This window comes from Aquimarina sp. Aq78 (assembly GCF_900299525.1).
In the GTDB taxonomy this organism is placed as follows: Bacteria; Bacteroidota; Bacteroidia; order Flavobacteriales; family Flavobacteriaceae; genus Aquimarina.
In genome coordinates this window covers 485,491-511,869 of the sequence record NZ_OMKA01000026.1, presented here as the reverse complement: position 1 = coordinate 511,869, position 26,379 = coordinate 485,491, and the positions used below count along the sequence as shown (strand labels likewise).

At 33.4% G+C, this 26,379-nt stretch carries 32 protein-coding genes; 21 read left to right on the top strand and 11 right to left on the bottom strand.

The features are described from left to right. Nucleotides 1-33: 33 nt before the first annotated feature. From DG435_RS18470 to DG435_RS18460, 3 genes are all read right to left on the bottom strand, one after another. On the bottom strand, nt 34-1,740 hold the full coding sequence (locus DG435_RS18470; RefSeq protein ID WP_106790966.1) for an AraC family transcriptional regulator: 1,707 nt from the start codon (nt 1,738-1,740) through the stop codon (nt 34-36). After that, nucleotides 1,737-2,606 carry a thiopeptide-type bacteriocin biosynthesis protein gene (locus tag DG435_RS18465; RefSeq protein ID WP_106790967.1) on the bottom strand — a complete coding sequence of 290 codons (870 nt, stop codon included), beginning with the start codon at nt 2,604-2,606 and terminating at the stop codon, nt 1,737-1,739. Before DG435_RS18465 ends, DG435_RS18470 begins: the two co-directional genes overlap by 4 nt. A gap of 99 nt (nt 2,607-2,705) precedes the next feature. Continuing rightward, nucleotides 2,706-4,991 (bottom strand): lantibiotic dehydratase family protein, encoded by a 2,286-nt coding sequence (locus DG435_RS18460; protein WP_106790968.1) that lies wholly within the window; start codon nt 4,989-4,991, stop codon nt 2,706-2,708. Nucleotides 4,992-5,363: 372 nt separating this feature from the next. On the opposite strand from DG435_RS18460, the gene DG435_RS18455 reads away from it, so the two are divergent. From DG435_RS18455 to DG435_RS25655, 19 genes are all read left to right on the top strand, one after another. Then, entirely contained in the window at nt 5,364-6,539 is a 1,176-nt protein-coding gene (locus tag DG435_RS18455) for an HlyD family secretion protein (RefSeq protein WP_106790969.1), read from the top strand. 168 nt (nt 6,540-6,707) lie between these two features. Further along, on the top strand, nt 6,708-8,891 hold the full coding sequence (locus DG435_RS18450; RefSeq protein WP_106790970.1) for a peptidase domain-containing ABC transporter: 2,184 nt from the start codon (nt 6,708-6,710) through the stop codon (nt 8,889-8,891). Nucleotides 8,892-8,971: 80 nt separating this feature from the next. Continuing rightward, nucleotides 8,972-9,304 carry a hypothetical protein gene (locus tag DG435_RS18445; RefSeq protein ID WP_106790971.1) on the top strand — a complete coding sequence of 111 codons (333 nt, stop codon included), beginning with the start codon at nt 8,972-8,974 and terminating at the stop codon, nt 9,302-9,304. 21 nt (nt 9,305-9,325) lie between these two features. Further along, on the top strand, nt 9,326-9,508 hold the full coding sequence (locus DG435_RS18440) for a hypothetical protein (RefSeq protein WP_106790972.1): 183 nt from the start codon (nt 9,326-9,328) through the stop codon (nt 9,506-9,508). A gap of 83 nt (nt 9,509-9,591) precedes the next feature. After that, complete coding sequence (locus DG435_RS25860) at nt 9,592-9,906, top strand: hypothetical protein (RefSeq protein WP_199852622.1); 315 nt, start codon at nt 9,592-9,594, stop codon at nt 9,904-9,906. A gap of 554 nt (nt 9,907-10,460) precedes the next feature. Beyond that, nucleotides 10,461-10,607 (top strand): hypothetical protein, encoded by a 147-nt coding sequence (locus DG435_RS25685; RefSeq protein WP_159025427.1) that lies wholly within the window; start codon nt 10,461-10,463, stop codon nt 10,605-10,607. An 18-nt stretch (nt 10,608-10,625) separates the two neighbouring features. Then, entirely contained in the window at nt 10,626-10,787 is a 162-nt protein-coding gene (locus DG435_RS25680; RefSeq protein WP_159025428.1) for a hypothetical protein, read from the top strand. Nucleotides 10,788-11,338: 551 nt separating this feature from the next. Next, nucleotides 11,339-11,524: a class IIb bacteriocin, lactobin A/cerein 7B family gene (locus DG435_RS18430; protein ID WP_024768294.1), complete on the top strand. Its 186-nt coding sequence runs from the start codon at nt 11,339-11,341 to the stop codon at nt 11,522-11,524. Between the two features lie 40 nt (nt 11,525-11,564). After that, a complete protein-coding gene (locus DG435_RS18425; RefSeq protein ID WP_024768295.1) occupies nt 11,565-11,747 on the top strand; it encodes a hypothetical protein in 183 nt (60 codons plus the stop codon). A 10-nt stretch (nt 11,748-11,757) separates the two neighbouring features. Then, nucleotides 11,758-11,895, top strand: a complete 138-nt coding sequence (locus DG435_RS25675; protein WP_159025429.1) for a hypothetical protein — start codon at nt 11,758-11,760, stop codon at nt 11,893-11,895. Nucleotides 11,896-11,998: 103 nt separating this feature from the next. Next, the gene (locus DG435_RS18420; protein ID WP_106790973.1) at nt 11,999-12,562 is read left to right on the top strand and encodes a hypothetical protein; all 564 of its coding nucleotides are present in this window, start codon (nt 11,999-12,001) and stop codon (nt 12,560-12,562) included. 147 nt (nt 12,563-12,709) lie between these two features. Further along, nucleotides 12,710-14,245 (top strand): vitamin K epoxide reductase family protein, encoded by a 1,536-nt coding sequence (locus DG435_RS18415; RefSeq protein WP_106790974.1) that lies wholly within the window; start codon nt 12,710-12,712, stop codon nt 14,243-14,245. A 140-nt stretch (nt 14,246-14,385) separates the two neighbouring features. Beyond that, complete coding sequence (locus tag DG435_RS25670) at nt 14,386-14,541, top strand: hypothetical protein (protein WP_159025430.1); 156 nt, start codon at nt 14,386-14,388, stop codon at nt 14,539-14,541. Nucleotides 14,542-14,563: 22 nt separating this feature from the next. After that, entirely contained in the window at nt 14,564-14,719 is a 156-nt protein-coding gene (locus tag DG435_RS25665; protein ID WP_159025431.1) for a hypothetical protein, read from the top strand. 44 nt (nt 14,720-14,763) lie between these two features. Beyond that, nucleotides 14,764-14,931 (top strand): hypothetical protein, encoded by a 168-nt coding sequence (locus DG435_RS25660; protein ID WP_159025432.1) that lies wholly within the window; start codon nt 14,764-14,766, stop codon nt 14,929-14,931. A gap of 50 nt (nt 14,932-14,981) precedes the next feature. After that, complete coding sequence (locus DG435_RS18405) at nt 14,982-15,170, top strand: hypothetical protein (protein ID WP_106790976.1); 189 nt, start codon at nt 14,982-14,984, stop codon at nt 15,168-15,170. Nucleotides 15,171-15,293: 123 nt separating this feature from the next. Further along, on the top strand, nt 15,294-15,770 hold the full coding sequence (locus DG435_RS18400; protein ID WP_106790977.1) for a hypothetical protein: 477 nt from the start codon (nt 15,294-15,296) through the stop codon (nt 15,768-15,770). A gap of 40 nt (nt 15,771-15,810) precedes the next feature. After that, nucleotides 15,811-16,290 (top strand): regulatory protein RecX, encoded by a 480-nt coding sequence (locus DG435_RS18395; RefSeq protein WP_106790978.1) that lies wholly within the window; start codon nt 15,811-15,813, stop codon nt 16,288-16,290. A gap of 345 nt (nt 16,291-16,635) precedes the next feature. Next, the gene (locus DG435_RS25655) at nt 16,636-16,800 is read left to right on the top strand and encodes a hypothetical protein (RefSeq protein ID WP_159025433.1); all 165 of its coding nucleotides are present in this window, start codon (nt 16,636-16,638) and stop codon (nt 16,798-16,800) included. Between the two features lie 82 nt (nt 16,801-16,882). Here the strand turns inward: DG435_RS25655 and DG435_RS18390 are convergent, their stop codons facing one another. From DG435_RS18390 to DG435_RS18375, 4 genes are all read right to left on the bottom strand, one after another. Next, nucleotides 16,883-17,776, bottom strand: coding sequence for a cupin-like domain-containing protein (locus tag DG435_RS18390; protein WP_106790979.1), 894 nt, complete (start codon nt 17,774-17,776; stop codon nt 16,883-16,885). A 159-nt stretch (nt 17,777-17,935) separates the two neighbouring features. After that, nucleotides 17,936-19,039 (bottom strand): biotin synthase BioB, encoded by a 1,104-nt coding sequence (gene bioB / locus DG435_RS18385; RefSeq protein WP_024768305.1) that lies wholly within the window; start codon nt 19,037-19,039, stop codon nt 17,936-17,938. A gap of 82 nt (nt 19,040-19,121) precedes the next feature. Then, complete coding sequence (locus DG435_RS18380; protein WP_106790980.1) at nt 19,122-20,084, bottom strand: alpha/beta fold hydrolase; 963 nt, start codon at nt 20,082-20,084, stop codon at nt 19,122-19,124. An 86-nt stretch (nt 20,085-20,170) separates the two neighbouring features. Beyond that, a complete protein-coding gene (locus tag DG435_RS18375) occupies nt 20,171-21,331 on the bottom strand; it encodes a beta-ketoacyl synthase N-terminal-like domain-containing protein (protein ID WP_106790981.1) in 1,161 nt (386 codons plus the stop codon). Nucleotides 21,332-21,459: 128 nt separating this feature from the next. Between DG435_RS18375 and DG435_RS18370 the strand changes: the two genes are divergently transcribed. Further along, entirely contained in the window at nt 21,460-21,909 is a 450-nt protein-coding gene (locus tag DG435_RS18370; protein ID WP_106790982.1) for a cytochrome c oxidase assembly factor Coa1 family protein, read from the top strand. Beyond that, entirely contained in the window at nt 21,890-22,900 is a 1,011-nt protein-coding gene (locus DG435_RS18365) for a hypothetical protein (RefSeq protein WP_234387032.1), read from the top strand. The genes DG435_RS18370 and DG435_RS18365 overlap by 20 nt, the downstream gene beginning before the upstream one ends. Here the strand turns inward: DG435_RS18365 and bioA are convergent. Genes bioA through DG435_RS18345 form a run of 4 tightly spaced genes read right to left on the bottom strand, consistent with a single transcriptional unit; the run spans nt 22,897 to nt 26,363 of the window. After that, nucleotides 22,897-24,162: an adenosylmethionine--8-amino-7-oxononanoate transaminase gene (gene bioA / locus DG435_RS18360; RefSeq protein WP_106790984.1), complete on the bottom strand. Its 1,266-nt coding sequence runs from the start codon at nt 24,160-24,162 to the stop codon at nt 22,897-22,899. The two genes, DG435_RS18365 and bioA, sit on opposite strands and share 4 nt — an antisense overlap. A 40-nt stretch (nt 24,163-24,202) precedes the next feature. Then, nucleotides 24,203-24,823: a dethiobiotin synthase gene (gene bioD, locus DG435_RS18355; protein WP_108840647.1), complete on the bottom strand. Its 621-nt coding sequence runs from the start codon at nt 24,821-24,823 to the stop codon at nt 24,203-24,205. Next, nucleotides 24,820-25,221 carry a putative signal transducing protein gene (locus DG435_RS18350; protein ID WP_106790986.1) on the bottom strand — a complete coding sequence of 134 codons (402 nt, stop codon included), beginning with the start codon at nt 25,219-25,221 and terminating at the stop codon, nt 24,820-24,822. Before DG435_RS18350 ends, bioD begins: the two co-directional genes overlap by 4 nt. Next, nucleotides 25,218-26,363: a pyridoxal phosphate-dependent aminotransferase family protein gene (locus DG435_RS18345; protein ID WP_106790987.1), complete on the bottom strand. Its 1,146-nt coding sequence runs from the start codon at nt 26,361-26,363 to the stop codon at nt 25,218-25,220. The genes DG435_RS18350 and DG435_RS18345 overlap by 4 nt, the downstream gene beginning before the upstream one ends. Nucleotides 26,364-26,379 lie beyond the last annotated feature (16 nt).

Here is a 26,379-nt window from a genome sequence, read left to right as displayed (position 1 = left end):
AGACTTTTAAAAAACTAACAATCAACAACTTACCTATTTACCCTTTTCAAGCTGTTTGATAAAGTAAGAAGGGTAAATTCCCGTCTTTTTGTAGAACGACTTAGAAAAAGCCTCGGTGGTATTAAATCCGATTTCGCGAGAAATCGCTTTGATGGTATATAATCTAAATTTGGATTCGCGCTTTAGTTTTTCGATCACATAGTCAATACGCAACTCATTAATATAAACACTAAAACTTTTTTTCTTATACGTGTTAATGATTTTAGATAAGTATTTAGAATTGGTCTGTAGTTTTTTGGCCAACTCCCCGGTAGTAATATTTGCTAATAAATACTCTTGTTTATCTTCAAATTTTTGCAAACCTTCTAGGACTGAATTTACAATCTCTTCAGAAATCCCTATCGCTTCTGGTGTGGCTGGGTGCTTATCTATTACTTCTTTTGGCGCAGTAGTATCCAGGGTTGGTGTATACATCAATTCTTTAAAACGTTTTCTATAGCGTACATTTTTAATATAGATCACAGCTACAACAATGATCAGTATTATAGCAAAAATGACGGCAGTAATAAACTTTACACTGGTCTTTTTTTCTTTTTCCTCTAAAACCTTAATTAAATTCTGCTTTTCTTCTAATAGTTTTGGAGTATCATACTCCTGTACTATTTTTTTACTCAGGTTTTTATAATTGGTATCCAGGATACTATCTATTCTAAATAACTTATCTATATAATATAATTGCTTATTTTTATCATCTATCGATTTATAATGATCAATCAATAGTTCATAGCCTTCTCGCATTTCTATAGAAACAAAGCCTGAACGTTCATAGGATTGATCAATTTTTAATAAATACTTTAGGTGCTTTTCGTTTTCACCAAATTCTTTATACAATCTTGCCAGATATATATAGGCATTAACCAATGACTCCTCTACTCTTGGCTTATATTTCTCAATAAACGGCAGTGCTTTATCAATACTATCCAATGACCCTTGGTATTGTTTTTTATAAAATAAATTGATGCCCTCATGTAACACAAACAATGGATAGAGATCTAAACTATCTTTAAGCGATTCTTGTATTCCTTTGGTATTATAAAAAGTAGCAGAATCTCTATATTCTAATTTTCTATATGAATCTGCCAAATGTAATATGGTAACTAAATGTCCTACACCACCAATGTTATTCTTTTCTTCATAATTTATAACTTCTTTAAAAATCGCTGCTGCTTCCTCAAATTCTCCTATATCCTCTTTTAAACTACCAATATTATGTTTAGTTAAATAGTAAAAGTTTTTATTATTAGATGCATTAGCATATTTTAAGGCAGCCAAATAATTGTCCAAAGCCTTATCATAATTTCCTATTTCTTTATATATACCACCTTTTATAGAATAAGAAATCGTAGGAAATCTTTTATGATTTAAGTTTTTACTAAATGCAATTGAGCTATCTAAATTCGTTAATCTAACAGGAAAGTTCTTACTATTATTATAAGACACTAGTTGATATCCTTTCGCCAATGCTAAGGAATCGTTTTTCAGTTTTGCTTTGGCAAGGAAAGTATTCGAATAAATTTCGTATTTGAGGGTATCACGGTAGTACTGATAACTTAATTTTTCAATCTCATCAAACGTTTTATTCTTTAACGAATCCGGGATGGTAAATGTATTCGTATCCTGGGCAATCCCCGGGATATTGTATAAAAAAAAGATACTAACGATGAGTACTAGTTTTTTCATGATACAGTATAACTTACTTTTGTTTTTTGATATCGTACTAAAAAATCATAACACACCAACTCATAAAATCGTTGTTTGGATCTAAAGGCACGATTTACCAGCATGTGTATATAGCTGCTTAGCAAATCGTCTAATGTCATTTCTAACTGGTTATCCTGCTGTGCTTCCATAATCTTTTGTACTACTCCTAATGATTGTTTTGCTTTGTGATCCAGCAAATCATCCAGAACTTTATAGTCTTCCTGCATAGAAGTTGTCTCTAAAAAAGAAGAAAGCTTGCTTTTTAACCCTCTGTATTTTTTATCTAATTGTTTATTTAGTCCTTTATCAGCATGAAATTCTCGTTTAAATCCCTGGCAGTTTCGGGTCACTAACTCTAGTTTTTCTTGTTGCTCGTAGCCAAAATTGTTTAATAATCTATCGATCGCTTTTACTATAAATAAGAAGTACAATTCCTCATCTTCGATCAACGCTATAGCATCCAGCAACATAGTGCTGTCATAAAAGAACAAGGTTTCAGAGGTAGCTATAGTGTTTGTACCATAACGCTCTAATTCTCGTATATAGGTATCGGTTTGTAGTTTATATACCACTCGTTGTTCTACATACCGCTGCATTGCTGCATTGATCTGCAGGATCACCGTTCCTATCGCTCGTATATCAAGCAGATGAAATCGTATCCTGATATGAAAATCGGGATCCCCGTAGCGTATAAAAAACCAGGAATCAATTAGTCCTTGTTCCAATAATTGTGCTGTGAGCGGTTTTATGGTTTCGGTAAGGAGTACATCAGACGTACGGGCACCACAATATATTTTGTAGTATAGCCACTCATCCCCCAGTATATATGTTCTTTTTGTACTCATGTAGTATCCCCTTGTTTTATGTTTTAACAAATTCAAAGTACATCTCGATACAATCCTCCTATCGTAGGATCACTCGATGTGACGAAAATGTTATTTTACTTATACCTCAACTGCTTTTGATGCTTCGACCTTCTTCCTTGCTTGCTCCAGTTTTTCCTGGTTATACATCGAAATCACAAACTGGTTGGTATAACTCATACCTTCTTGCTGTACGGTACTTTTTTGCTCACTAGACTGTCCTTCTTCAGCAAATAAAAACTCTTCTAATACGCAAGCTTTTTTATTTTTTATGGTGTCTAACCACATATTTATCGAATTCGTATTCCCCAGGTTGATCAGCAAAGTATTATCTCCATCGATCAATTGCACCATCCCGGGTATATTGTGTTTTGCTCTCCAGATGGTTACCATTGCGATCTTGTCTTTTTCAGTATTCTCTTTTAGAAAAGGCAAGTCTGCCATTGTGATCTTCCATCGGGCTTTTGCCAATATAAACTCTTTATATACCACTCTGGGTAAAAAGGTATGCTTCTCTAGTGCTTCTCCCCAATAAAACCCAAGACCCGGTCGGCCACCTTGTTTTTGCATATCACATAAGAAATGATATACTGGTAATGCATTGGCACTATAATTATGAGCATTGGTTAAACGAGGAATAATTTCTTTATTAAGTGTTTTGGAGCGTAATACGATACGACCATATTGCACCGATATCATCAAATCTGATATCGCTACTTGCTGCTCTATAGGCACATTAGATTTTCCTAAATACGGGATTTCATACTCACGTATCGTTGCCCTGCGAATCACATTACCCGTCCTGGATTCTGGTAAATGAACAACTTCGGCCAGGATCTGATTTTGATACATTTCTTGTTCTATAGCCGCAATATCCTTTACGTGTTTTAAAATACCCTCATTTCCGGTAGAAAATCGCCCTAACAGATTTGCTGCAGAGGACCCTCCTATAGAGGAAAACATCATCTTTTCTTCACCATCAACTGTTGCTATTTGAGCAATTGTAGACATGGTATCGGGCAAATCTCCCCAGTTTAATTCGAGGTGTTCAAAATCTTTATCTTCGAGTGCTATTGTATACTGGTTCTCTTTATGTATATGTTGTAATTTTTTATTTAGAATTTCTTGTACCGGGGTCCAATGCATTTCTTGTTTTGAAGCAGGTTTAGAGGGAATATACAGATCGTCTAAAAAAGATGTAGAGTCATTAGCACTCTGATGCTGTAGATATCCAATACCTATCTCGGTATCCAAAACTGTAGCCAGAGGAATTTCCTGGGTTTCATATCGTTTTGTAAATGCATCTTTAAACTTTTGCAGGTGCGTTTCTGATGAAGCACTACTGATTCTGTTTAATAGTTCCAGTGCTCGTGTTAGCTTATATCCCCACCGTATATTTAATTGATTAGACTGCGCCTGGGTATACATATCGGTCTGAAAAAGATATTTTAACTCAAAAGGCGTTTCTAACTTCGCCACCCGTTCACTAAGTTTTAAGTATTCGCCAGATCCATTACCTAGTTTCTGATCTATTTGTTCCAGAAATTTTTTATAATGATGAATCTCTGTTTGTATAGCATCAGTACCTTCTATTTGGCTTAAACAAGCTTCTAACTGTTCTAAAAAATCATCTCCGGTTACAGAGGGTTCTATCTCACTCACCAGGATTTGATTGTCTATCAATTCATCCATAAATTCTGAAGCTTCTTCATGAGTAATTTCGTCATCAACCAGAAGAGAAGCTAATTCTTTTATTTTTTTACCAGACCTGGCACTTTCGATTATGTCTTCGAGATACTCTGCATAGGCTACCGCCTCGATAGAATGTTCTCGCCGATTATACTTGTTATACTTGTATTCTATATATCGATATTGATCTCCGATTTTGTACAGGCTATTATTGGTATACCACAATAACTGTTTTTTGATTGCTTCTTCTTTAGCCATCTTTTGCGAGAAAGCCACCAAAAAGTTCATATCAAACCGGGTTTGCCTTTGATGGGTATCATAATTAGACAATTCTATTGCTGTGGTCTTACCAAATGTTCCTATACTACAGCCTGCAAACAATCCAAAGGGAGTACAACGTGAACTCATCCTGGATAAATATTTTAACAATGACGATTCTAATCGTTTCTTCTTTTTAACATCCTTAAGCTGCCCGGATAACCATTTCTCAATTTCAGAAAATAGCTCTGGTGACGCCAGAAAAATAGCTTCTCTAATGCTATCATTTTTCCAGACATCTTTAAACACTTCTACGGGTATGTTCTTCTCTTTGGTAAGGTTATGATAAAAGTCTAATGACAAAAGAGGAGTTCTCAGACAAAACTGATCAAAGAAGGTATATGGATTTTTTAGTTTCAAGAGGTGTTGGTATTATTCTATACTTATTTAATAGGATATAAATATACTATTTTCTGTTTTAAGATTTCTTTTAGATAATTATAACAAAACTATATGATAATCAATCAATTACTGTTTTGAACTAAAAGTCTGCATTCTGCGAATTCCGTGTTTGTTTTCAGGAATCACGACTTCCTTCTCTTGTTTTTAGGGTTTTATCGTGGGTATATTTGATCAAATCAAAAAACGTAGCAGTCGCTTTAGTTTCACTCAAAAAAATCAAAACTTATGATACACGTACTGATCAATTTCATTTCGCAACTCACGACTTTTCTGATGGATCATTTTATCATCATGTATCAATCTATTGTTAACGTTTAAAGAATATCCAGCATGAAACAGTTATTTCCAAAAGAAATTATAGAAAACACCATAGAGGTGCATCAGTTTGAACATAGCAGTAAAAGTAAGATGATCTATACAACGATATTGGTCGCTTTTGTCATTGCATTAGCACTTTTGCCATTTATCAAAGTCGACATCTATACTACCGCAAGAGGAATGCTAAGACCTAGCAAAGAACGAATTGCTATTACTCCGCTTCAATCGGGTAAAGTTGTTTTTGTAAATATGGTCGATAATCAAAAAGTAAATAAGGGCGATACCTTGCTTATGACGAATACCTCGGTCGTAAAAGAACAAATCACTCGGTCCTCGACACAGATTGAAGAAACTCAGCAGTTTATTGCAGATTGCGAATACCTGATCAATACGGCTACCCCGAAATTTAATAACATACAATCGGCACGTTACCAGAAAGAATATTTGTACTTCACTCAAAAAATACAGGAGTTAAAAACCCGATTTGAAAAAACTAAAATCGATTACCTGCGTAACCAAAAACTGTATGAAAAAGGAGTGATCGCCAAGGTCGATTATGAGAATAGTGCTTTTGAGCATCAATTGGCATCGAGTACACTACAACAATACCGAAAACAACAAAAAAATAACTGGCAGGCGACAGTAACAGAGTACCAGAATACCATCAGGGAATTAAAAGGTGGATTAACACAACTAAAACAGAATCAAAAAGAGCTGTTGATCACAGCACCAATAGATGGGATTCTTAAAAATGTTTTGGGTATCGAGCCGGGTAGTTTAATTGCAGGAGGATTAACTATTGCCGAAATATCTCCTGATACCGGATTGGTTGCAGAATGTTACCTCTCGCCATCAGATATAGGGTTAGTGGGTCGGAATAAGTCGGTGAATTTTCAGATCGATGCTTTTAACTATAACCAATGGGGATTGGCTACCGGAAAAATTCTGGAGATCAGTAAAGATGTGGATATCATTAATGACCGGCCAGTTTTTAAAGTACGTTGTGCTATCGATCAGGGACATCTGGAACTTAAAAATGGTTTTAAAGGTAGTTTTAATAAAGGGATGACGCTAAGTGCAAGATTTCAACTTACACAACGCACCTTGTATGAATTACTTTATGATAAAGTCGATGACTGGTTTAACCCATCGAGTCCCACTATTGCAGAAGTAATGAATGTCGAATAACGAATACGGAATATCTAATGTTGAATGTAAAAACCAAAAAAATAAATGAAAAAGTTAGGAGAAAGTCAGCAGTTAGGAGTTGTTTATTACATCTCGAATATCACACCATCTATTTCGAACGTCAAATCTCTCAATACTCAATACTAACCTCTCAAAACTAAACGAATCATGGCTAAGACAAAAATAAAACAACACGATATCACTGATTGCGGTGCGGCTTGCCTGGCATCGGTATCAGCACATTATAAATTGCAACTGCCTATCGCACGTATTCGACAGTTTGCAAGTACAGATAAAAAAGGAACCAATGTATTGGGATTAATCGAGGCCGCCGATAAACTCGGGTTTGAAGCCAAAGGAGTGCGCGGGGATCTGGACAGTTTGTTGAAAATCCCTAAACCTGCCATCGCCCATGTGATCGTAAATGAAAAATTACATCATTATGTAGTGATCTACGAAGTGACCAAAGAACACATCAAAATAATGGATCCGGGGGATGGCAGGTTTCATAAAAAAACACATGAAGAATTTAACAAAGAATGGACAGGAGTATTGGTACTGCTATTACCAAAAGAAGATTTTATAACAGGTAACGAAAAAGTATCGGTATATAAACGATTCTGGTTTTTGTTAAAACCGCATAAAGGAGTATTGATACAAGCATTTGTTGGAGCGATCATCTATACTTTATTAGGATTCTCTACCTCGATATACATCCAAAAACTTACTGATCATGTTTTTATGGGTACCAGTACCAAACTGCTTAACCTGTTAGGGATTGTGATGATTACATTATTACTCTTAAAACTAATCGTAGGAGCATACAAGGATGTTTTCTTAATCAAAACGGGGCAACAGATCGATTCGCGACTAATTCTGGGATACTATAAACACTTGTTAAAACTACCTCAGCAATTTTTTGATACCATGCGGGTCGGAGAGATTATTTCGCGAATTAGTGATGCTGTAAAAATCAGAAACTTTATCAATGGAGTAGCTTTAAACTTAACCGTTAATATCCTGATTCTGGTATTCTCTTTTGGATTGATGTTTACGTATTATTGGAAACTGGCGCTGATCATGCTGGCGATTATTCCAATATATGCGATCATATATGTAATTACCAATAAACTGAACAAGCGTACAGAACGAGGGATTATGGAAAAATCTGCAGACCTGGAAAGTCAATTGGTAGAATCTCTAAATGCTGTAGGAACCATCAAAAGGTTTGGTCTTGAAGGTTTTGCCAATATTAAAACAGAAACCCGTTTTATTGGGTTATTAAAAACAGGGTATAAGTCTGCATTAAATAGTGTGTTTTCTAACTCTAGTACCGGTACTATTGCACAATTATTTACTATCATCCTGTTATGGAGTGGTTCTTTTTTTGTGATTCAAAAAGAAATTACTGCCGGAGAACTTATGGCTTTTTATGCCATCATAGGATATTTTACTAGTCCTGTTTCCGGTTTAATCAGTGCCAATAAACAGATCCAAAATGCACTTATTGCAGCAGATCGTTTGTTTGAGATCATGGACCTGGAACGCGAAGAAGATGAGCAGAAAATAAAACTCACAAAAGATAGCATCGGTGATATCAATTTCTCTAATGTAGGGTTTAGATATGGCTCCAGAGTTGAAGTTTTTAAAGATTTCAGTCTTGAAATTCCAAAAGGAAAAATCACTGCAATTATCGGGGAAAGTGGTTCTGGAAAATCTACCCTGATGTCTTTACTACAAAATATCTACCCTATCCAGAAAGGGCAAATATCTATAGGAAAACAGGATTTGAAACATATCGAGAATGGTAGCCTTAGAGACCTGGTAAGTGTGGTGCCACAAAAAATAGATCTGTTTGCCGGCAATGTGATAGACAATATTGCAGTAGGAGAATTTGCTCCCGATGTAGAACGTATTATGGAAGTATGTAAAGCCATAGGTATTCTTGAATTTATAGAAAACCTACCCAATAGCTTCGCTACATATTTAGGAGAAAATGGAGCTACCCTGTCTGGAGGACAAAAACAACGTATCGCCATTGCCAGAGCATTATATAAAAATCCCGAAGTATTAGTATTAGACGAAGCTACCTCATCACTGGACAGTACTTCTGAAAATTATATCCAGAAAGCAGTACAAAGCCTGCGCGATCAGGATAAAACCATCATCATTATTGCTCACCGATTAAGTACAGTGATTAATGCCGATAAAATTGTAGTCCTCGAGAAAGGGAAAGTGATAGAAGAGGGCAATCACAATGTACTATATACCCGACAGGAAAAATACTATGAACTATGGCAAAAACAAATGCCAATAGCAGATCACATTCCTAAAATAAATGCTGTTGCATAACTAGAAGATGGTTCAGCAAAATTTAATTGATAATTATGTTTTTAAAATGCTAAAAAACTTTTTAATCTAAATATCTGGTTATGAAAAAAATAGAGCGTCAAATTGAAGTCATAGAACGATTAAATCGGTTTATACGATTAGGAAAAACAGGAACTCCTGATCAATTATCCGAAAAATTGGAAATCTCAAAAGCATCTTTGTTTCAGATTCTTGGAGTAATGAAACAACTTAATGCTCCTATTGTATTTGATATCACACTACAGAGCTATGTCTATGAAGAATCTGTAAACTTTACCTATGGTTTTTATACCCGTAAACTTTATGGAGAAGAAGTGCTTGAGGTATCTTCTTATAGTGCTCAAAGTATTATGATGCAAGTAGATTTTAAATATCCAAGCCTAAGAATAGTATAATAACATTTAAAAAATAAACTCATGAAAAACTATGATCCACAAAAAAACGAAAGCAACCTAACAGAGCACAAATTAGAAAATGATTTTTTGCAACAAGAAATCAATGATCCAGAGCTAAAACATGTGATATCTGATGTTATTTCCTACTCTGAAGAGTACGAAATCTATATAGATCATGATGATATGAACGATTGGATATTATAAAAACGATATAAGGATTACAAATCGCGTAAAAATTCAATCATATCAATCATTAAAATATTTTATTAATCAAAAAATGAACAGTTATGAATATTATCATCAAACAAATCGAACTTATCGAGAGAATTGACCAACTCATACGCCTACAAGCCACGGGAACCCCAGTAGAATTAGCATCGAGATTAGGGATCTCCAGAGCTCAAACCTATCGGATTGTTGATATTATGAAAGAGCTAAATGCTCCTATCACTTATGATTTTACAATACAGAGCTTTGTATATGAAGAAAGTGTAGGTTTTAAATTTGGGTTTTACACCAAAGAACTTGATGCCACAGAAATTAGATCAGTAAGTGGTGGAAATTCTTTTGAAAGATTACAATGTTTAGCTGCAATTTTATAAAATGAAATATTGCAGGTACAACTATAGACAAAAGGATTTATAGTACTTCCTATAATTTTAAATTGTTCAATATAGGTAAACAGAAAAATCATGAAATCAATTATATTATTAATTGTATATCATACTTATGTTTAACGCAACCGTATACATACATGAATCTAAAATTTGGAAAGTAAAATGAAAAATTCTTTTGAATAAAAATCCTGGAAAATCAATTTTCCGGGATTTTTTTATATCACCCTATCGACTTTATCATTTTAACGTGAATAAATGGATAAGAAATTTTCGTCAGTTTGAGTGCCAAATCTCTGATTTGGTGTATCGAAAACAAGAAAATTTATAGCTAAAAAGTACTTCTCGATACTAAATTCTTACAGAATTTCACTCGAAGTGACGTATCTGCTCTTATACATTTATTCACGTCATTTTATTAAATTTTATATAAGTATCTCATAAAATGAGACCATCGCGTACTATCATTGTAGTGTAAAAGAGATAGCGTAGCTGTATTTACAGCTGTAACAAAAAAATCATTAATCATTAAATCGTAAAAAATGAAAAATTTAAGTAACAAAGAGGCATTAGAAACCAACGGAGGATCAGCATTTCCTATTCCTAAATGGTTGCAACCTTTAGCAGATTATCTTTTTGGTGTACCAGAAGAAGAAAAGGAAAACTATAAAAATTCAAATAATCACTAATCATAAAAACATAAAAAAATGAAAAATTTAAACAACTACAACGTTCAGGAACTGCAATCAAATGAACTTTTAAACAATAACGGAGGTACTATACTAATATCTGCTACTACTCGTAAAATCGTTTGTGAAGTTATTACTGGTATTTTTAATATTCCTACTACAACATTTATTCCATCATAATTATTTAGAAGCCTTAGTGAGCATCAATTAACACAAACCGATGGTGGCCTCCATCCTTTTATTGAAATCAGAACATTCAGTTTGATCACAAATCAGTTTTTGCATTGTAAAAAAAGAGTCTTGTCATAACAAGGCTCTTTTTTGCTTTATGACAAATACCAGCCCATTATTCTGGAGAGATATTAAGAAATGACAACAAGTACACTTCTGAAAAAGTCTTAACAACTATAGTATACTATTCTGAAGTAGATCCTGGACTAGGGGTTCTAAGAAATACAAATAGCAAAACTCTTAATAGGCTTCAAAGAGATAATGATGCTGTCCTATGACCCTGCAAATCAAGACTTCTTTAAAAATAATCATGAAAAAAATGAAAAAAAAATATCAGTCTCAAAAGATGAGACAGCCCCAACGTATCATTGTACTGTGAAAGGGAAACAACAACGCTTTTCACGATTGTTGCAACAACAAAAAACAGTTTACATATCAATTTGACGGAATAGATAGTGTAAGCATAAATTAAAAATCATTAATCATTAAATCGTAAAAAAATGAAAAATTTAAACAACTTAGAATTTCAAGAATTATCAAAACAAGAAGCAACAGAAATTAACGGAGGTATCGTTTGTGGTGGATGGTGTATCGGTATTATAGTTGTAGTTGCAGTTGGTGCTCTAGGGCTTGGTGCATACAATGGATACCAAGATGAAAAAGACAAGCACGAAGGTGTAAAATAAATTTAAAACAAAACATTAATTAATTTAAAAAACAAACAACATGAATACTTTAGAATTAAACGTAGCAGAATTATCAAGCAATGAATTAAGAACCGTAGAAGGTGGTGTTATCGATCCTATCACAGTAACAGCAGCTGGAGCAGCAGTAGTACTTGCAGCTATCGGTGGGCTTTATAAAGCTGGAGAAGCAATAGGAAAAGGGCTTTACCACCTTTTTAACTAATATAACTATCATGGGTATATTTCAAAAAGGTAGTGGTGTTGATATTACTCCTTATTTAGAATATGTTGTACTTGCAATTGTTGCAGTAATCTTTTTCTATAATGCCGGAGTTGCAATAGGTAAATTTATATACCATATTAAACACTAGACCATTAAATAACCCTCTGGTATATTGCCAAGAGGGTTGTTTACTTTATTAAAAAATCATCAACTCGTGCTGAACTTGTTTCAGTATCAAAAAACAGGATATCATGGAATCAAAAGTCTTAATACATATTATAAAAGAAATAGAAACAGTAGAAAACACAATACAGGTAGAAGAATTTATTACCGATTTATTTGTATTTACAAAACAAAAGGATAATGATGTTTTCTATAGAAAAGATGAGGACAAAATATATGCTGTAAACGAAACATCAAAAAATATAACTCCCATTTCATTAGATCAGAGACAACAACAAGCCGATCAATTTAAGAAACTATTTTCCCAAATTGATGTTCAACATAAAGCCGAAAAAAATAGTCGAAGCATCAGTATTGATGGTAAAGGTAATGTAGTTACCATATCGGGAGAAGTAAAAATATCTAAATTTCCTGATCTTGAACATACTGCAAATATTGCAGCATACAAACTATTAAGTAAATCATCTTTAGTAGATATCGATATGGAAAATAACGAAATCACCAATTATGCAGATATTAATATAAATGTACAGGGACAAAGAATAAAAAATAAAACCGTGATAAAAAACATTGAGGTTTTAACAACCGATATTAACCGATATGATTATTTGCTCAACTATTCGGTAAACTAACTGCCTAATCTTCTATGTGTATAGAAATCTATATAAAGAATCTTTGTGATTTTCAGATGACCATGTGAATTCTCTGGCCGTTCGATCGTTCGACTGTCTGAAATACATTGCATTCACTCTAATGTATAACCGTAAAAACAATTTATTTTGGATCAGACAGTATTAAAAGTTCTTTTGCAACTTAAAAGAGAACTCTCGCTAGAAATTCCTAATGAGAAATTAGAATCACTTTTGCTTAGTCATCAGGATTATCCCAGTATTTTTTCTTTTTCTGATACTTTAAAAAAAATAGGTGTCGAAAACAAGGCTGGTAGAGTTTCTTCAGATCAATTATTGAAATTATCTCCGGTTTTTCTAGCATATTCTATAGAAGATGGCCTGGTAATCGTTACTAAAATTTCAGATACAGAAATAAGTTATTATAGTGGTAATAGTAATGATCTTATTGTGGAGAGTTTCGAGAGTTTCTTACAGAAATGGAATGGTATCGTACTTTTAATTGATACCGATGCTATGGTTGAGATGTCTAATGAAGACCTAGCTCGCCAAAAACTAAAAAGAACGAAGCATTTTGGAGCCTTGTCTTTATTAGCTATTCTTATCACCATATCGATTAAAAGTTATCATGGGGTTTTTAACCTGTTCTTACTTACAAAATTAGCCGGGACTCTTATTAGTTTACTAATAGTATATACCGAAGTTAGCATCATACATAAATCCAAATTTTGTAAATCTAATGATCATATAAGTTGCGAAGGTGTTTTAAATTCTGGAGCTTCCAAAATTTTTCCCTGGCTTTCTATGTCGGATTTAGGATTGTTATATTTTTTAGGAAGTTTTATATCAGTTTGCATTGCCTCTATGACCTCTAATTTCAAGAGTGTTGCTTTTTTGATAAGTATACTTTCCTTTTTTACATTTCCGTATATATTTTTCTCTATTTACTATCAATATAGAATAGTCAAGAAATGGTGTATCCTGTGCCTGGCAATCCAAGGGATATTTTTTATTGAAACCATACTTTCTTCATATTTTCTTTTTAACCACAACTTCGAATCATCTATAAATGGATTTCTCATACCTGGCATTTCTTTTTCGTTAATCATCATTATATGGTCCTATCTAAAAAGCCCTGTATATAAGTATTTTCGATTTAAAGAAAGCATGTATAAATATGCAAGGTTAAAAAACAATCCCGAAGTTTTTAGTCTACTACAAGAGAAAGAGAATCTTCTTAATACTGCATTTAATGAAAACCATATCATATTCGAAGGTGCTAAGGATATCGATAAAAGAGCAGCATTGGTCATAAACCCTTATTGTCATCTTTGTGCAAAGGAGTTTCAAAAAATTCTTGAAATCAATAAAACTTCTGAGGGTATCAATTTCTCATTGATTTTTTCTGATACCGACAACAATGAAATCTCACAATTTCTTATTGAGCTTTATTACAAAATGACAAAATCAGAATTCTTATCTGTATTAAGTAAATGGTTTGAACATAAGAATCTAAATACGCTAAAAGAAAAATACGCTATAGAAATATCTGAAAAATCAAGAGCAACATATGCTCAACATAAAAAATGGTGTACTCAGAATAATATTCTGCAAACACCACTTACTATTTTTAATAATAGAAAGCTATCAGATCACTATGCAATAGAAGATATTATCACATTCTAACAGGGGGTTATTCTACACTTTTTTCAGAAAAAAATATGACGTCTCATAAGATGAGACATTCACCTCTTATCATTGTACTATCAAAAGGAAGTAAAAGACTTATTACCATAAAATAACTATTAATCATAAAAACTTAAAAAATGAAAAATTTAGAAAAACTTGGAGTTCAATCGTTAAGTACCACTGAAACCAGAGAAACACAGGGAGGTATAATTTTCCCGGGACTTTACACAAGCTTAGTAACCGAGGCTATCATCTTTGTACACAATGTAAAAAAGGTAATCAAACAATTATAACAAATTGTAAAAATTAAGTGTCATGAAAAATCAAGTTATAAGTCAGTACACATTATTATCATCAAAAGAAATTACAACCATCAATGGTGGTTGCGGAGGAGAGGATATTGAATGTCCAGAATTAGAGTTAATCCAAGAAGTTTTAGAAAACTTAAAGCATCTACTTACAGTGCTCTAAGCACTTTGGTATCATTAATAATCATCAATCTTAAAACAAAAATCATGAAAAATTTAAAATCATTCGAAGCATTAAACAATGCCCAATTAAGTACCATCAATGGTGGTCTTGTAATAAACCTGGGAGATCTTGATATATTTCCAATTGTACCATTTGGTGATCCTAGAGAATGGGATAACTATTTTCCTAAAAAAGAAACTCCAGGTTTCTAAAACACTCTAATTTCATCAATCATCAATCATCAATCTTAAAACGAAATCACATGAAAAGTTATAAAACTGCATTCTTTCAGGAATTAAATGCATCAGAACTAATTACAATAGAAGGAGGTACTTTTTTTCCTGCAACTTCTACCTCTGTTACACCAGGATTACCTGGCCTTGATGACCAATTTAATAAAGATTGGGGATGGGCCGGAAGCGGTCCCGGAGGTCAAGATACTAGCTTGTAAACTAATGAGTTAAGTTAGTGAGTTCATTTTCTCCTATGATCTATTTGATTATAGGAGAATTATGCTTCTAAACACTCCATTATAAAAGACAATTCAATTCTATATATCTCAAAAACATAAACCATGACAAACGAAAAAGAATTACTCTACAAAATCCTTGAAAACTTTAATGGAATGGGGAAAATCGAAGCTTATGACCTAACCCATAAGCTAGAAACCCTTTTGTTTTATGCATCTAATCCAATTAATGCCAAGGAACTTAAGCAACTGATAGTTTCTGATATGGATCATGATCATGAAATTGATCCTTTTCATTTTACTATTCTACCAAATGGTAATTTTTGTGAGTTTGTAGGCTGCAATAATTGGATTCATATTTATAAAGAAAATAAGAGAATATTACCTGATTGGCCTGTTTTTGAAACTTATTATTTTAAAACAAGATATGCCCCATTAGATCTTAAAAAATTAACAAAAAAAAATCTATTGCAAGATTTAAAAGAAAAAAATGAAGAAGAAAAAGTAAGAGCTTTTTTAAAGCAATATAATGTTTGTAAAAAAGATGTAATTACCAACAGATTATTAATTTTAGAAGCATAACTTTTGGGGTTATTATAAAAGTCACTGTACATTTGCGGTAATGTATAAGAATCCTATTACATCTATAACTGTAGCCGAAGCACTGCGAAAAATGGAACATTATTGTGCCTATCAGGAACGCTGCCATAAAGATGTCGAAGATAAATTAAGGACGATGAGACTTATTCCTGAGGCTAAAGAAAAAATTATCCTACATCTTCTGGATCAAAATTTTCTTAATGAAGAACGTTTTGCCAAAGCCTTTGCCAGAGGAAAATTTAATATCAAAAAATGGGGTAAGCAACGCATTGTCCGAGAGCTTAAATTTCGTAACATCTCACCTTACAATGTAAAAACGGCACTTAAAGAAATATCAGAAAAAGACTATTTTGAAACTTTTCATAAGCTTGCCGAAAAGAAATATAGCACTCTTACAGAACAAGATAAAAACAAAAAACGTAAAAAACTTGTTGATTATCTTTTATACCGAGGATGGGAGACCACTCTTGTCTATGAAAAAGTAAATGAACTCGTTAAATGATTCTAAAAGAAATAACATTTTCATAAACCAAAATGTTGTTTTCTCATTAGAAATATTCTTATTTATTTTTTAATATACCTCCGTTTTTATGCCTAAAAGTCAATTTTTTAATCAAAACTGTCATGTCTTTGGCGTAGATCTTCAAGGCTTTTAATGACACTATAAATTTCTTTATTCCACTATCTGTTTTTTTAATCCAAAGTGGTAAAATCATTATAAATAATAAGCAGATGTAAAATTTTCTTATATCTCAAAATATGAGACTCTTACCGCTTAAGTTTGAACCAGAAAACGGTAAAAAACTAAAACATTAACTAGAATCATAAATCTGTAAATTATTTAACTATGAAAAATTTAAACGAACTGAAAGTAAGCGAACTAAGCTTTGAAGAAACTGCTCAAATAGAAGGAGGAGGTCCTATTGGAGACTTAATCGATGATATCGTAGAAGTTGTAGAAACTGCTGTTGAAGTGATTAAGAATTTAAAAAAATTCACCCCAACCTTGTAAACATGCTAAGAGATTTTTAATCAGATTTTTTCTGATAGTAAACATCCTTAGAAAACAAAATCTTGATTACTGAGTTTCTTTCTCATAGTCGAGGTTTTGTTTTTTTAGAATAACCATTTCTTTTATTTGTTCGTAGAACTGCTGTATTATTTTTATAATCGATCCACTTCTCTCCTCTGGTTTTTCGCATAAAATTATCCAGATATCGCATAAAAAACACGTTATAACATGCTTTAGAAAACTGAGTAACTCCCTGGGCTGCAGAACGGATACTCATAGAAAACCCTGGAGTTAAATATGTCATGTGGTGCCAGTACCCCTCGGGCATATACAATGTCTCGCCATGTTTTAAATTTGCAATATACCCTTTGGCATGCTGTAACGCAGGCCATTTTTTAAAATCAGGATTTGTGTAATCTATTCCTTGATGAGATAGTAGTGAATGTGGTAATTTGTATAAATATTTTGTTTCTGAAGGTGGAAATAATATACATTGTTTTTCTCCATGAAAGTGAAAATGAAGAATATTGGCTAAATCTATATCGTAATGCATAAATACTTTAGAGCCACTACCTCCGAAAAACAAAAATGGTAGTTTCTTCATAAATTTTAACCCTATCTCTTCTGGATACCTAAAATCCTCTTGAAGCAGAGGTGCTTCTTTTAGTAAGTTATATAAAAAAATACGATAATTGGTAGGCCCCTGTTCAAGTAGGTTAAGATATTCTCTCATTCTCATACTAGTATGAGCTTCATTAAATTTACGTTCAGACGAAACTGGTCGGTCATCATACAAAGGAACAGTCTTATTTCCTGCTACATCATTGATATAAGAAAGATTCCATTTCGTATACGCTGGCCAATCTACAATCAACTGTTCGATTACAACCGGCTTTTGTAATGTTACATATTTCTTAAGAAATTCTTCTTTGGTAATTGTTTTTACCCTTGGTATTTGTTCTAAATTTAATTTCACTTACTAAAAAATAAGCCATAAGAATTAAGGCGATATCAGCCAAAAGTAGGTGATGGTAATTTTATACTGATCTACATCAACATAATCTGACGATTAAAAAATAAAAGATGTAGAGAGAATATTATAAAACCTTTAATTTTTTAAAAGGTCTTGATATCTTTACTTATCCGCAATTATTCCTTTAGCTTTCTGTTTTGCTGTTTGATTTCTTTCGATAGTATGATCTGGTCTGGACCATTTAGGTTTTTCTCCCAAAGGTTCAAATATAGAATCTTCTGCTTCAATTGTTTCTGGTTGAGCCTTTTTTACAAATGGTTTTTGCGGATTAAGTCCTAATGTTTTAAACATCTCCATATCCTTATTTACATCTGGATTAGGAGTCGTTAGTAGTTTATCTCCTGCAAAAATAGAATTTGCTCCTGCAAAGAAACACATCGCTTGCCCTTCTCTACTCATTTCGGTTCTTCCTGCAGATAATCGTACTTGTGTTTTTGGCATAACAATTCTGGTAGTAGCTACCATTCTAATCATATCCCATATCTCTACAGGCTTTTCATCTTCCATTGGTGTCCCTTCTACTGCTACTAAAGCATTTATGGGTACAGATTCGGGCTGCGGACTTAATTTTGATAATGCTGCCAACATTCCTGCTCTATCACTTACTTCTTCTCCCATACCGATAATACCACCACTACAGACAGTTACATTGGTTTTGCGGACATTATCAATTGTTTTTAAACGATCTTCATAACCTCTTGTAGAGATTACTTCTTTATAATACTCTTCTGAAGTGTCTAAATTGTGGTTATAGGCATATAATCCTGCTTCTGCCAATCGCTGTGCTTGATTTTCGGTGATCATACCCAAGGTACAGCATACTTCCATATCAAGTTTATTAATCGTACGAACCATCTCCAGCACATTTTCAAATTCTGGACCATCTTTAACGTTACGCCAGGCAGCTCCCATACATACTCTAGAACTCCCTGATGATTTTGCACGAAGTGCTTGTGCTTTAACCTGCTGTACGCTCATCAGGTCATTTCCTTCGATATCGGTATGATATCTGGCTGCTTGTGGGCAATATCCACAATCTTCAGGACATCCTCCTGTTTTAATAGATAACAGGGTAGATACCTGTACAACATTGGGATCATGATATTCGCGATGAATAGTTGCTGCTTTATACAGTAAATCCATCATAGGTGTATTGTAAATATCAAGAATCTCTTGCTTGGTCCAATCGTGTCTAATAACGCTCATAAATCATCTAAATCTAAAAGTCAAATGTAAGAAAATCTGGTGTATTTGTATCAAATAATATGATAAACTCATATCTCAAAAATTAATGCTTTATCTCTAAAAAACTCTCAAACAGTTTAAAAAACTTTTCTGGCTCTTCCAGATATGGGTTATGGCCGCTTTTTTCAAACATTACAAACTCTGCCTTAGGCATATAGGTTTTATACTGTATTGCAAATTCTGGAGTAGACACACCATCATAACGCCCAGCAATGATTAAAGTTGGTGATTGTATTTTCTTTAACTCTCTTCTGAAATCTATATCTCCCATATCACCCGTAACATGAAAATCAGCATCTCTACCAACAATAGTATAATACACATCAGAGTTCCATGAACGTTTTACTTCTTTGGGTACAGGTTGTCTTAATTCTGTATTATGATAGTATATATATTTTGTTGGAAAATCTCCATATACTTTCGAAAACTCTGAATCACTAGATACAAATCCCTCTGATCGTAATGAATCAACTACTTTCCATTTTTCTGGAAAGTGTGTCTTGGCGTAATGATTATAGCTATCGCAATTTGCCTGCCACATTAACCCACTGTGAAACCCATTAATCAATATCATCTTCTCTGTATATTGAGGATATTTTAAGGCGTAGGCTTGAGCAACTACGGTACCATAAGAATGCCCTACTACTGTCCATTTAGACAACTGCAACGCTTTTCTAATACCTTCTAACGTTTCTACATCACCTTGTATAGAATATTCCTTGATATCCTTGGCATCATCAGACAGCCCTCTCCCTAAACCATCAAAAAAAACTACTTGCCGATTTTTATGATATTTCCCAAAATTGCCCTGCATATAATCATGAGAATTTCCGGGTCCACCGGCAATAAATACTATTGGGTTTCCTTTACCTTTACTTTCTACATTAATCTTGTATCCATTTATATTGATTAGCTGAGATTCAAACTCATCATGAATAGCTTCTTGTGCATGGACCGAAAAAAGTAAGATCAGACTTGCTAAAAAAAGAGTGGTTTGTGTTTTCATGTATTTTAAATCTTTTTAATTACTTGAGAACGCATATAACTGCATTCTAATACCAAAAAATTTTATATTTCAAATATCGCGAAAAATTAAAGACGCTCGAGCAAAATACTAACAGCATTGCCTCCAAAGCCAACAGCGTTTACTATTATTTTGTTTAACTGCTTAGGAAGTTTATCGTATGTTACAAAGGGTACCGGAATAAATTCCTGATGTTTTAGCATTAGTACTGCTAGTTCCAGACTCAAGATCCCGCTAGCACCAAAGGTGTGTCCTATTTTCCATTTATTAGTTGTCAAAGCTGGTAATGAATCTTTAAAAACAGCTTTAATAGCATTATATTCTGCCAGATCTCCTTTTGCTGTGCCAGGTGCGTGCAATACAATAGCATCTACCTTATCTGCAGAGGTTTCTCCTAAAGCCAATTTCATGGATTTTTGAAAACAATCTGCCTCTGTAGATATAGATATATTATGCTTTAATGGTTCTGTAGCATAACCAATACCTCCTATTAAAGCCAAAGCATTTTCTTTTACTCCTTTTTCTAAACATGCGATGGCAGCACCTTCACCAAGAAACATAGAATTTCTTTTTTTATTCCAATTCATTGCCTGGCATGGATAAGCCACCTTATCATTTGATGCATATATCTTAAGAGCTTTCATTTGTGCAATAGTAAATGGTGTTAATGGAGCTTCACTTCCGCCTACCAAAAATTGATCTGCCAAATCCGATTGCAACCATGCAACACCATTAAGCACAGCATGTAGTGCCGTAGAACATGTAATCGAATGACTTATTTCTGGTCCGGTGGTTTGTAAATCATGAGCAATCCATGATGAAATATTTCCGAGCGTAGTCGTAGGTGAACTTAATGTAGACGACTTACCGCTTTTTAGAAACTCCTGATGGTATTTTTCAAAAAGCCCTGTTGCACCACGAGAAGAACCTATATTAATCCCAAAATTACGGTCTCCATGCCATCCAGCATTTTTAACTGCTTGTCTGGCGGCAAAAACACCAAAAAGAACAGAGTCATCCAATGCCTCATAATGAGAACTCTCTGCTCTTAATTCTTTTATTTTTTGTTTCGCGTTTTGAGAAAGTAATGCAATCGGGGCTTGTTCTCCTTCAAAATCTTTAAAAGAGATACGATGTGATGGATCTTTATATGCTTTCCATATATCGCCAGAAGAAACTCCCAATGGAGATATAGAAGAAATTCCTGTTATTGATATTTTTTGTTGCAATTTTCAAGTTTTGGCAAATGTACTGGTTTGTTCTATCTTGTTCAATAGTTATATCATTTATCATAAGATTTTAGTAACAAAAAACACATTTTAGATACTTATCTTTATAGGATATAATAATAAAAATTATGGAGGAGCATATACAACAAAAAAGCTGGTTTGCCAGAAATTGGGGATGGGCAGTTCCTGTAGGAGGCTGTCTTACTCTTATTGTCATATTTTTTATTTTTTTGGGCTCTCTAATATTTGGTGTGAGTGAGTTAATTACTGAGTCTACTCCTTACAAGGATGCTCTTGTTAAAGTAAATGAAGATGAGTATGTGGTAAATATCCTGGGAGAACCTATAGAAACTAATGGTATAATGAATGGTAGTCTTTCATATAAGAATAACACAGGATCTGCAGATATATCAATTCCTATAAAAGGACCAAAAGGTGAGGCACAATTATTTGTTGTAGGCACCAAACAGAATGATCAATGGACCTATAAAGAAATGTATGTAATCATTGATGAAACCGATGAACAAATTGATTTATTAGGATATCAACAAAATGAGTATGACAACGAAAACCCATAGTAACTTAGTAGTGTTTGGAGTACCATTACTCCTTATTTTATCAGTGATTTTAATCACCAAATCACAAATATTTGCAACAAATACTAGTACATTGTCAATTGGTATCACTCTTGATTTACTTTTTACTATACCTATTGTTTATTTTATATTAATCAAAAAGAAAAATATTCCTAAAACTACAATCGTTCCTTTTTTTATTCTGGGAATGGTTATCGCTTCTTATATTATCCCGCAAGAGCATCAATCTATACTAAATTGGGCAAAAAACTGGGTTTTCCCTTTTGTAGAGCTGGGAGTCGGTGTTTTTGTGTTTTATAAAGTTCGCCAAACCATAAAAAGATATAAAGCAAATTCAAAACAGGAGTTAGATTTTTTCTCTGCATTAAAGGAAACCTGTAGTGAAATTGTACCTGGTAAAATTGCAATATTTCTTACCATGGAGCTTGCGGTATTCTATTATGGATTCATATCCTGGAAAAACAGAATCTTAGCTGAAAATGAATTTACTTACCATAAAAACAGCGGAACCATTTCTTTATTAGCTGCACTTATAGTAATCATTGGTGTTGAAACCTATGTACTACACGTTCTTTTATTAAAATGGAGTGCAATTGCTGCATGGATTGCAAGTATATTGAGTGTATACTCTAGTATTCAAATTTTTGGTTTTCTAAAATCTATTATTAAAAGACCCATTACCATAGAAAATGGCATCTTGCATCTACGCTATGGTATCCTTAGTGAAACCACAATAGATATTAATACTATTGAATCTATTGAAATCACAAGCAAAGAAATTGAATTCGACACTAAGACCATAAAATTATCTCCACTTGGTGAGTTAGAAAGTCATAATATACTAATTACTTTGAAGCAAGAAAATACATTTTTTGGACTTTATGGAATGAAAAAGACCTATAAAACGATAGCATTTTTTATTGATGATAAAGAGAGGTTTACATCTTCTATAAAAGAGACGTTAAAAGATTAAACACTCTCTAACAACTCAACAATAGTATCATACACTTTCTGTAATTGTTCCTGAGTAATCACATAAGGAGGCAAAATATAAACTGTGCTTCCGAGTGGTCTTAATGCTACACCATTTTTCATGAAATGGTCAAATATCTCATAACGTTTTTTACCATAACGATCCATCTCGATATCCAGATCCAGGGCGTAGATCACTCCGGCTTGCCTAGTCCTTTTAATTTTAGGGTGGTCTTTGATTTTAGCATCAAAATCCTTGTGAGACATTATTATTCTATCAATATTATTTTGGATTTCTTCACTTTGTAAAAGTGCTATCGCCGCGAGGGCTACCGAGCAAGCTATAGGATTAGCAGAGTAAGTATGTGCATGAAAAAAGGCTTTGCCAATAGAATCATCAAGAAAGGCATCGTAGATTTCCTGAGTACAGCTTGTTACCGCCATAGGTACGAATCCTGCTGTTAAAGCTTTAGACATCGAAATAATATCTGGTTTGGTTTCTACATGATCAGAAGCAAACGTTTTTCCGGTTTTTCCAAAACCCGTCATTACCTCATCTGCAATGGTAATTATGGTGTTGCCTTTACAAATAGTAAGGATTTGATCCAAATACCTCGCTTCATACATATGCATTGCATTGGCTCCCTGTACTAGTGGCTCATATATAAAAGCAGCTACTTCATTAGTTGCAATACACTCTTGTAATTCTTTTATAACGCTATCAATATTTTCAAAATTAGGAGTAGGAATACGTTTGACGTTTATAAAAAAATCTTCAAATGGACCGTTATATACTGATAATCCTGAGGCAGACATAGCCCCAAAAGTATCCCCATGAAAACCATCTTCAAAAGCGATAATTGTATTTCTTTTTTCTCCTCTATTAAAATGGTATTGTAGTGCCATTTTAATTCCTACTTCATTGGCAGTAGAACCATTATCTGAAAAGAATATCTTTTCTTGATTATCTGGTAATATTTTGATCAATTCTTCAGATAATTTTATGGCAGGTTCGTGAGTAAAACCAGCAAATACAATCTGATCTAATTGCTGCATTTGAGATTGTACTTTCTCTAAAATATAATCATTACAATGACCATACATGGCAGTATACCAGGAAGCAATTCCATCGATATATGTATTCTCATCTTCATCATAAAGCAAGGCTCCTTTTGCTTTTATAATTGGTAATGCTTCGGGATGTATTTTATGCTGGGTGAGTGGATGCCAAAGATGTTTTTTATCTCTTTCTTTTAAAGTCATATGTGTGTCATTTCTGCGAAAGCGAATATTTTTATAAATACTAAAGTGATTTTAATTTATCTCTAAACAATTCTGCATATTCTGCAATCACCATTTTATCAAAATAAGGCTCATTATCAATTCTTCCTATAACTGTAACTCCTGTCATTTCTTTTATGATACTTTCGGTAGTTTTATGTGCTGCCCCATTAAAAATAACAGATATAGTAAATCCTTTTTCTTTTAAAATCTGGATGGTCATTAAAGTATGATTAATACTTCCTAAATAATGCCTGGAAACTACAATAACATGGTAATCAGAGTGTATTAGATCCAGGATGGTATTGTTATTATTTAATGGCACTAATAATCCTCCGGCACCTTCAATAACCAAATCATTATTGGTTTTGGGGAGTGTTATTTTATCGATTTCAATAGAAACCTGATCAATTTCTGCTGCAGCATGCGGGCTCATCGGCGTTTTTAAAGCGTAGCTATTATCGTGAAACTCAGATTTCGAATTAGACACCAATTCTTGTACTTTATCGGTATCCGAATATTCTAAACCCCCCGCCTGTATCGGTTTAAAGTAATCAGCCTGCAGTGCCTCGACCACAATTGCCGAAACTATAGTTTTACCTACTTCTGTACCTATCCCTGTAACGAATATCTTTTTATTCATTTTAAGTAAAATTTGTGATTACAGTCCTCACATCTATATTTTGTTTTTTGATTAATTGGTAACAGAAACAATAGAAATAGAATTAAACTTTTAATGCTATCGATTGTTGAATCCAGAACAATTTTTTCTCCATTGCATTTTGGACAACAAATAGATTCTCCCTGATCATCTATAGCATATTCTTGTATACTTTCTATAATCTGCAGTGCTTTCTGTTCGTCTTCTGCTTTTACTCTCAATTTAACGCCTCCGATGGCATTACTAACCAAAGGATCTGTATCAATAGTATGCATATCCATAGTAAAAACCTGAATTCCTTCTGATTCTATTCTTCCTTTGATGATCAATGCTTCTGCCGAATATTGAAAAACAGCGACAGTTTTAAATGTTTCGCTCATATGCTTACAAAAGTAGCAAGTAGTTCTAAGACTTCCGAGATTTCTTCTTTAGAATTATAAGAATGTAAACAAAAGCGCAATCGTTCTTTACCTTGAGGCACGGTAGGTGACAAAATCGGCTTGACATCAAATCCTTTTATTTGAATTTGGTTTGCAACTTTTTTTACGTTTTCATTACCCGCGATAATACAGCAATGTATTGCAGAATTACTTTTAATAAATCTTGATGTTAGATGTTTGGATTTAAGTTGTTGGTTGAAAAAAGTAATATTTTCAGTGAGTTTTTCAATTTCAGATGTACATTGAAGTTCTTCATACGCCATTTTGATTGTTGCAATAGAGTGTGGTGGTAATCCGGTAGTATATATAAAACTTCTACAAAAATTTACTAAATATGTTTTTAGATCCTTCGATCCTAAAACAACTGCTCCATGGCAACCTAAAGCCTTACCAAAGGTATTGATTCTTGCAAAAACCTGATCTTCTAACCCTAATTTCTGAAGTAGTCCTACACCATAGTCGCCAAATACACCGGTCGCATGTGCCTCATCTACAATAAGGTAGTAACTGTATTTCTGGCAAAATGCTATTAAAGATTTTAAGTCTGGACAATCTCCATCCATTGAAAAAACCGATTCTGTAACGATATATATTTCTTGATCACTTCTCTCTCTTTGATTTCGCTCAATCTGAAACTTTAGATCTTCTATATCATTGTGTTTAAACTTATACGATTTTGCATTACTCATCTGCATCCCATCTCTAATGGAGGCATGTATTAGTTCATCATAAAAAATAATATCTCCTCGTTGTGGAACCGAAGAAAAAAAGCCAACATTGGCATCATATCCAGAATTAAAGATCAAAGCTTCTTCAGAATTATGAAAATCCGTAAGCATTTTTTCAGTTTCTACGTATAATTTATGATTTCCAGAAAGTAAGCGAGAACCTGTCGCTCCATTTTTTTGTATTGTTTTTTCAATCAATAATCGATGTGCTCCTTCAAAAATTATCTTTGATGACGTAAATCCCAGGTAATCATTAGACGAGAAATCAATCAACCCTTTAGAATCAGTTAATAACCGAAGAGAGTTATTTTCGATACGATTATTTAGTTTTTGCTTTAGCTTTCTGGAAATCATGTTTCAAAGATACCAC

Bases quoted from the DNA above. Each gene is read 5' to 3' on its own strand.
- bioD (WP_108840647.1), bottom strand. From the start codon at position 24,823: ATGAATAAAAAGATATTCGTTACAGGGATAGGTACAGAAGTAGGTAAA.
- DG435_RS18430 (WP_024768294.1), top strand. From the start codon at position 11,339: ATGAAAAATTTAAACAACTTAGAATTTCAAGAATTATCAAAACAAGAA.
- DG435_RS18350 (WP_106790986.1), bottom strand. From the start codon at position 25,221: ATGAGCGAAACATTTAAAACTGTCGCTGTTTTTCAATATTCGGCAGAA.
- DG435_RS18405 (WP_106790976.1), top strand. From the start codon at position 14,982: ATGAAAAGTTATAAAACTGCATTCTTTCAGGAATTAAATGCATCAGAA.
- DG435_RS18425 (WP_024768295.1), top strand. From the start codon at position 11,565: ATGAATACTTTAGAATTAAACGTAGCAGAATTATCAAGCAATGAATTA.
- DG435_RS18455 (WP_106790969.1), top strand. From the start codon at position 5,364: ATGAAACAGTTATTTCCAAAAGAAATTATAGAAAACACCATAGAGGTG.
- DG435_RS25685 (WP_159025427.1), top strand. From the start codon at position 10,461: ATGAAAAATTTAAGTAACAAAGAGGCATTAGAAACCAACGGAGGATCA.
- DG435_RS25860 (WP_199852622.1), top strand. From the start codon at position 9,592: ATGAATATTATCATCAAACAAATCGAACTTATCGAGAGAATTGACCAA.
- DG435_RS25675 (WP_159025429.1), top strand. From the start codon at position 11,758: ATGGGTATATTTCAAAAAGGTAGTGGTGTTGATATTACTCCTTATTTA.
- DG435_RS18465 (WP_106790967.1), bottom strand. From the start codon at position 2,606: ATGAGTACAAAAAGAACATATATACTGGGGGATGAGTGGCTATACTAC.
- DG435_RS25660 (WP_159025432.1), top strand. From the start codon at position 14,764: ATGAAAAATTTAAAATCATTCGAAGCATTAAACAATGCCCAATTAAGT.
- DG435_RS18400 (WP_106790977.1), top strand. From the start codon at position 15,294: ATGACAAACGAAAAAGAATTACTCTACAAAATCCTTGAAAACTTTAAT.
- DG435_RS18370 (WP_106790982.1), top strand. From the start codon at position 21,460: ATGGAGGAGCATATACAACAAAAAAGCTGGTTTGCCAGAAATTGGGGA.
- bioA (WP_106790984.1), bottom strand. From the start codon at position 24,162: ATGACTTTAAAAGAAAGAGATAAAAAACATCTTTGGCATCCACTCACC.
- bioB (WP_024768305.1), bottom strand. From the start codon at position 19,039: ATGAGCGTTATTAGACACGATTGGACCAAGCAAGAGATTCTTGATATT.
- DG435_RS18420 (WP_106790973.1), top strand. From the start codon at position 11,999: ATGGAATCAAAAGTCTTAATACATATTATAAAAGAAATAGAAACAGTA.
- DG435_RS18440 (WP_106790972.1), top strand. From the start codon at position 9,326: ATGAAAAACTATGATCCACAAAAAAACGAAAGCAACCTAACAGAGCAC.
- DG435_RS25665 (WP_159025431.1), top strand. From the start codon at position 14,564: ATGAAAAATCAAGTTATAAGTCAGTACACATTATTATCATCAAAAGAA.
- DG435_RS18395 (WP_106790978.1), top strand. From the start codon at position 15,811: ATGTATAAGAATCCTATTACATCTATAACTGTAGCCGAAGCACTGCGA.
- DG435_RS18470 (WP_106790966.1), bottom strand. From the start codon at position 1,740: ATGAAAAAACTAGTACTCATCGTTAGTATCTTTTTTTTATACAATATC.
- DG435_RS18445 (WP_106790971.1), top strand. From the start codon at position 8,972: ATGAAAAAAATAGAGCGTCAAATTGAAGTCATAGAACGATTAAATCGG.
- DG435_RS25655 (WP_159025433.1), top strand. From the start codon at position 16,636: ATGAAAAATTTAAACGAACTGAAAGTAAGCGAACTAAGCTTTGAAGAA.
- DG435_RS25670 (WP_159025430.1), top strand. From the start codon at position 14,386: ATGAAAAATTTAGAAAAACTTGGAGTTCAATCGTTAAGTACCACTGAA.
- DG435_RS18380 (WP_106790980.1), bottom strand. From the start codon at position 20,084: ATGAAAACACAAACCACTCTTTTTTTAGCAAGTCTGATCTTACTTTTT.
- DG435_RS18345 (WP_106790987.1), bottom strand. From the start codon at position 26,363: ATGATTTCCAGAAAGCTAAAGCAAAAACTAAATAATCGTATCGAAAAT.
- DG435_RS18450 (WP_106790970.1), top strand. From the start codon at position 6,708: ATGGCTAAGACAAAAATAAAACAACACGATATCACTGATTGCGGTGCG.
- DG435_RS25680 (WP_159025428.1), top strand. From the start codon at position 10,626: ATGAAAAATTTAAACAACTACAACGTTCAGGAACTGCAATCAAATGAA.
- DG435_RS18365 (WP_234387032.1), top strand. From the start codon at position 21,890: ATGACAACGAAAACCCATAGTAACTTAGTAGTGTTTGGAGTACCATTA.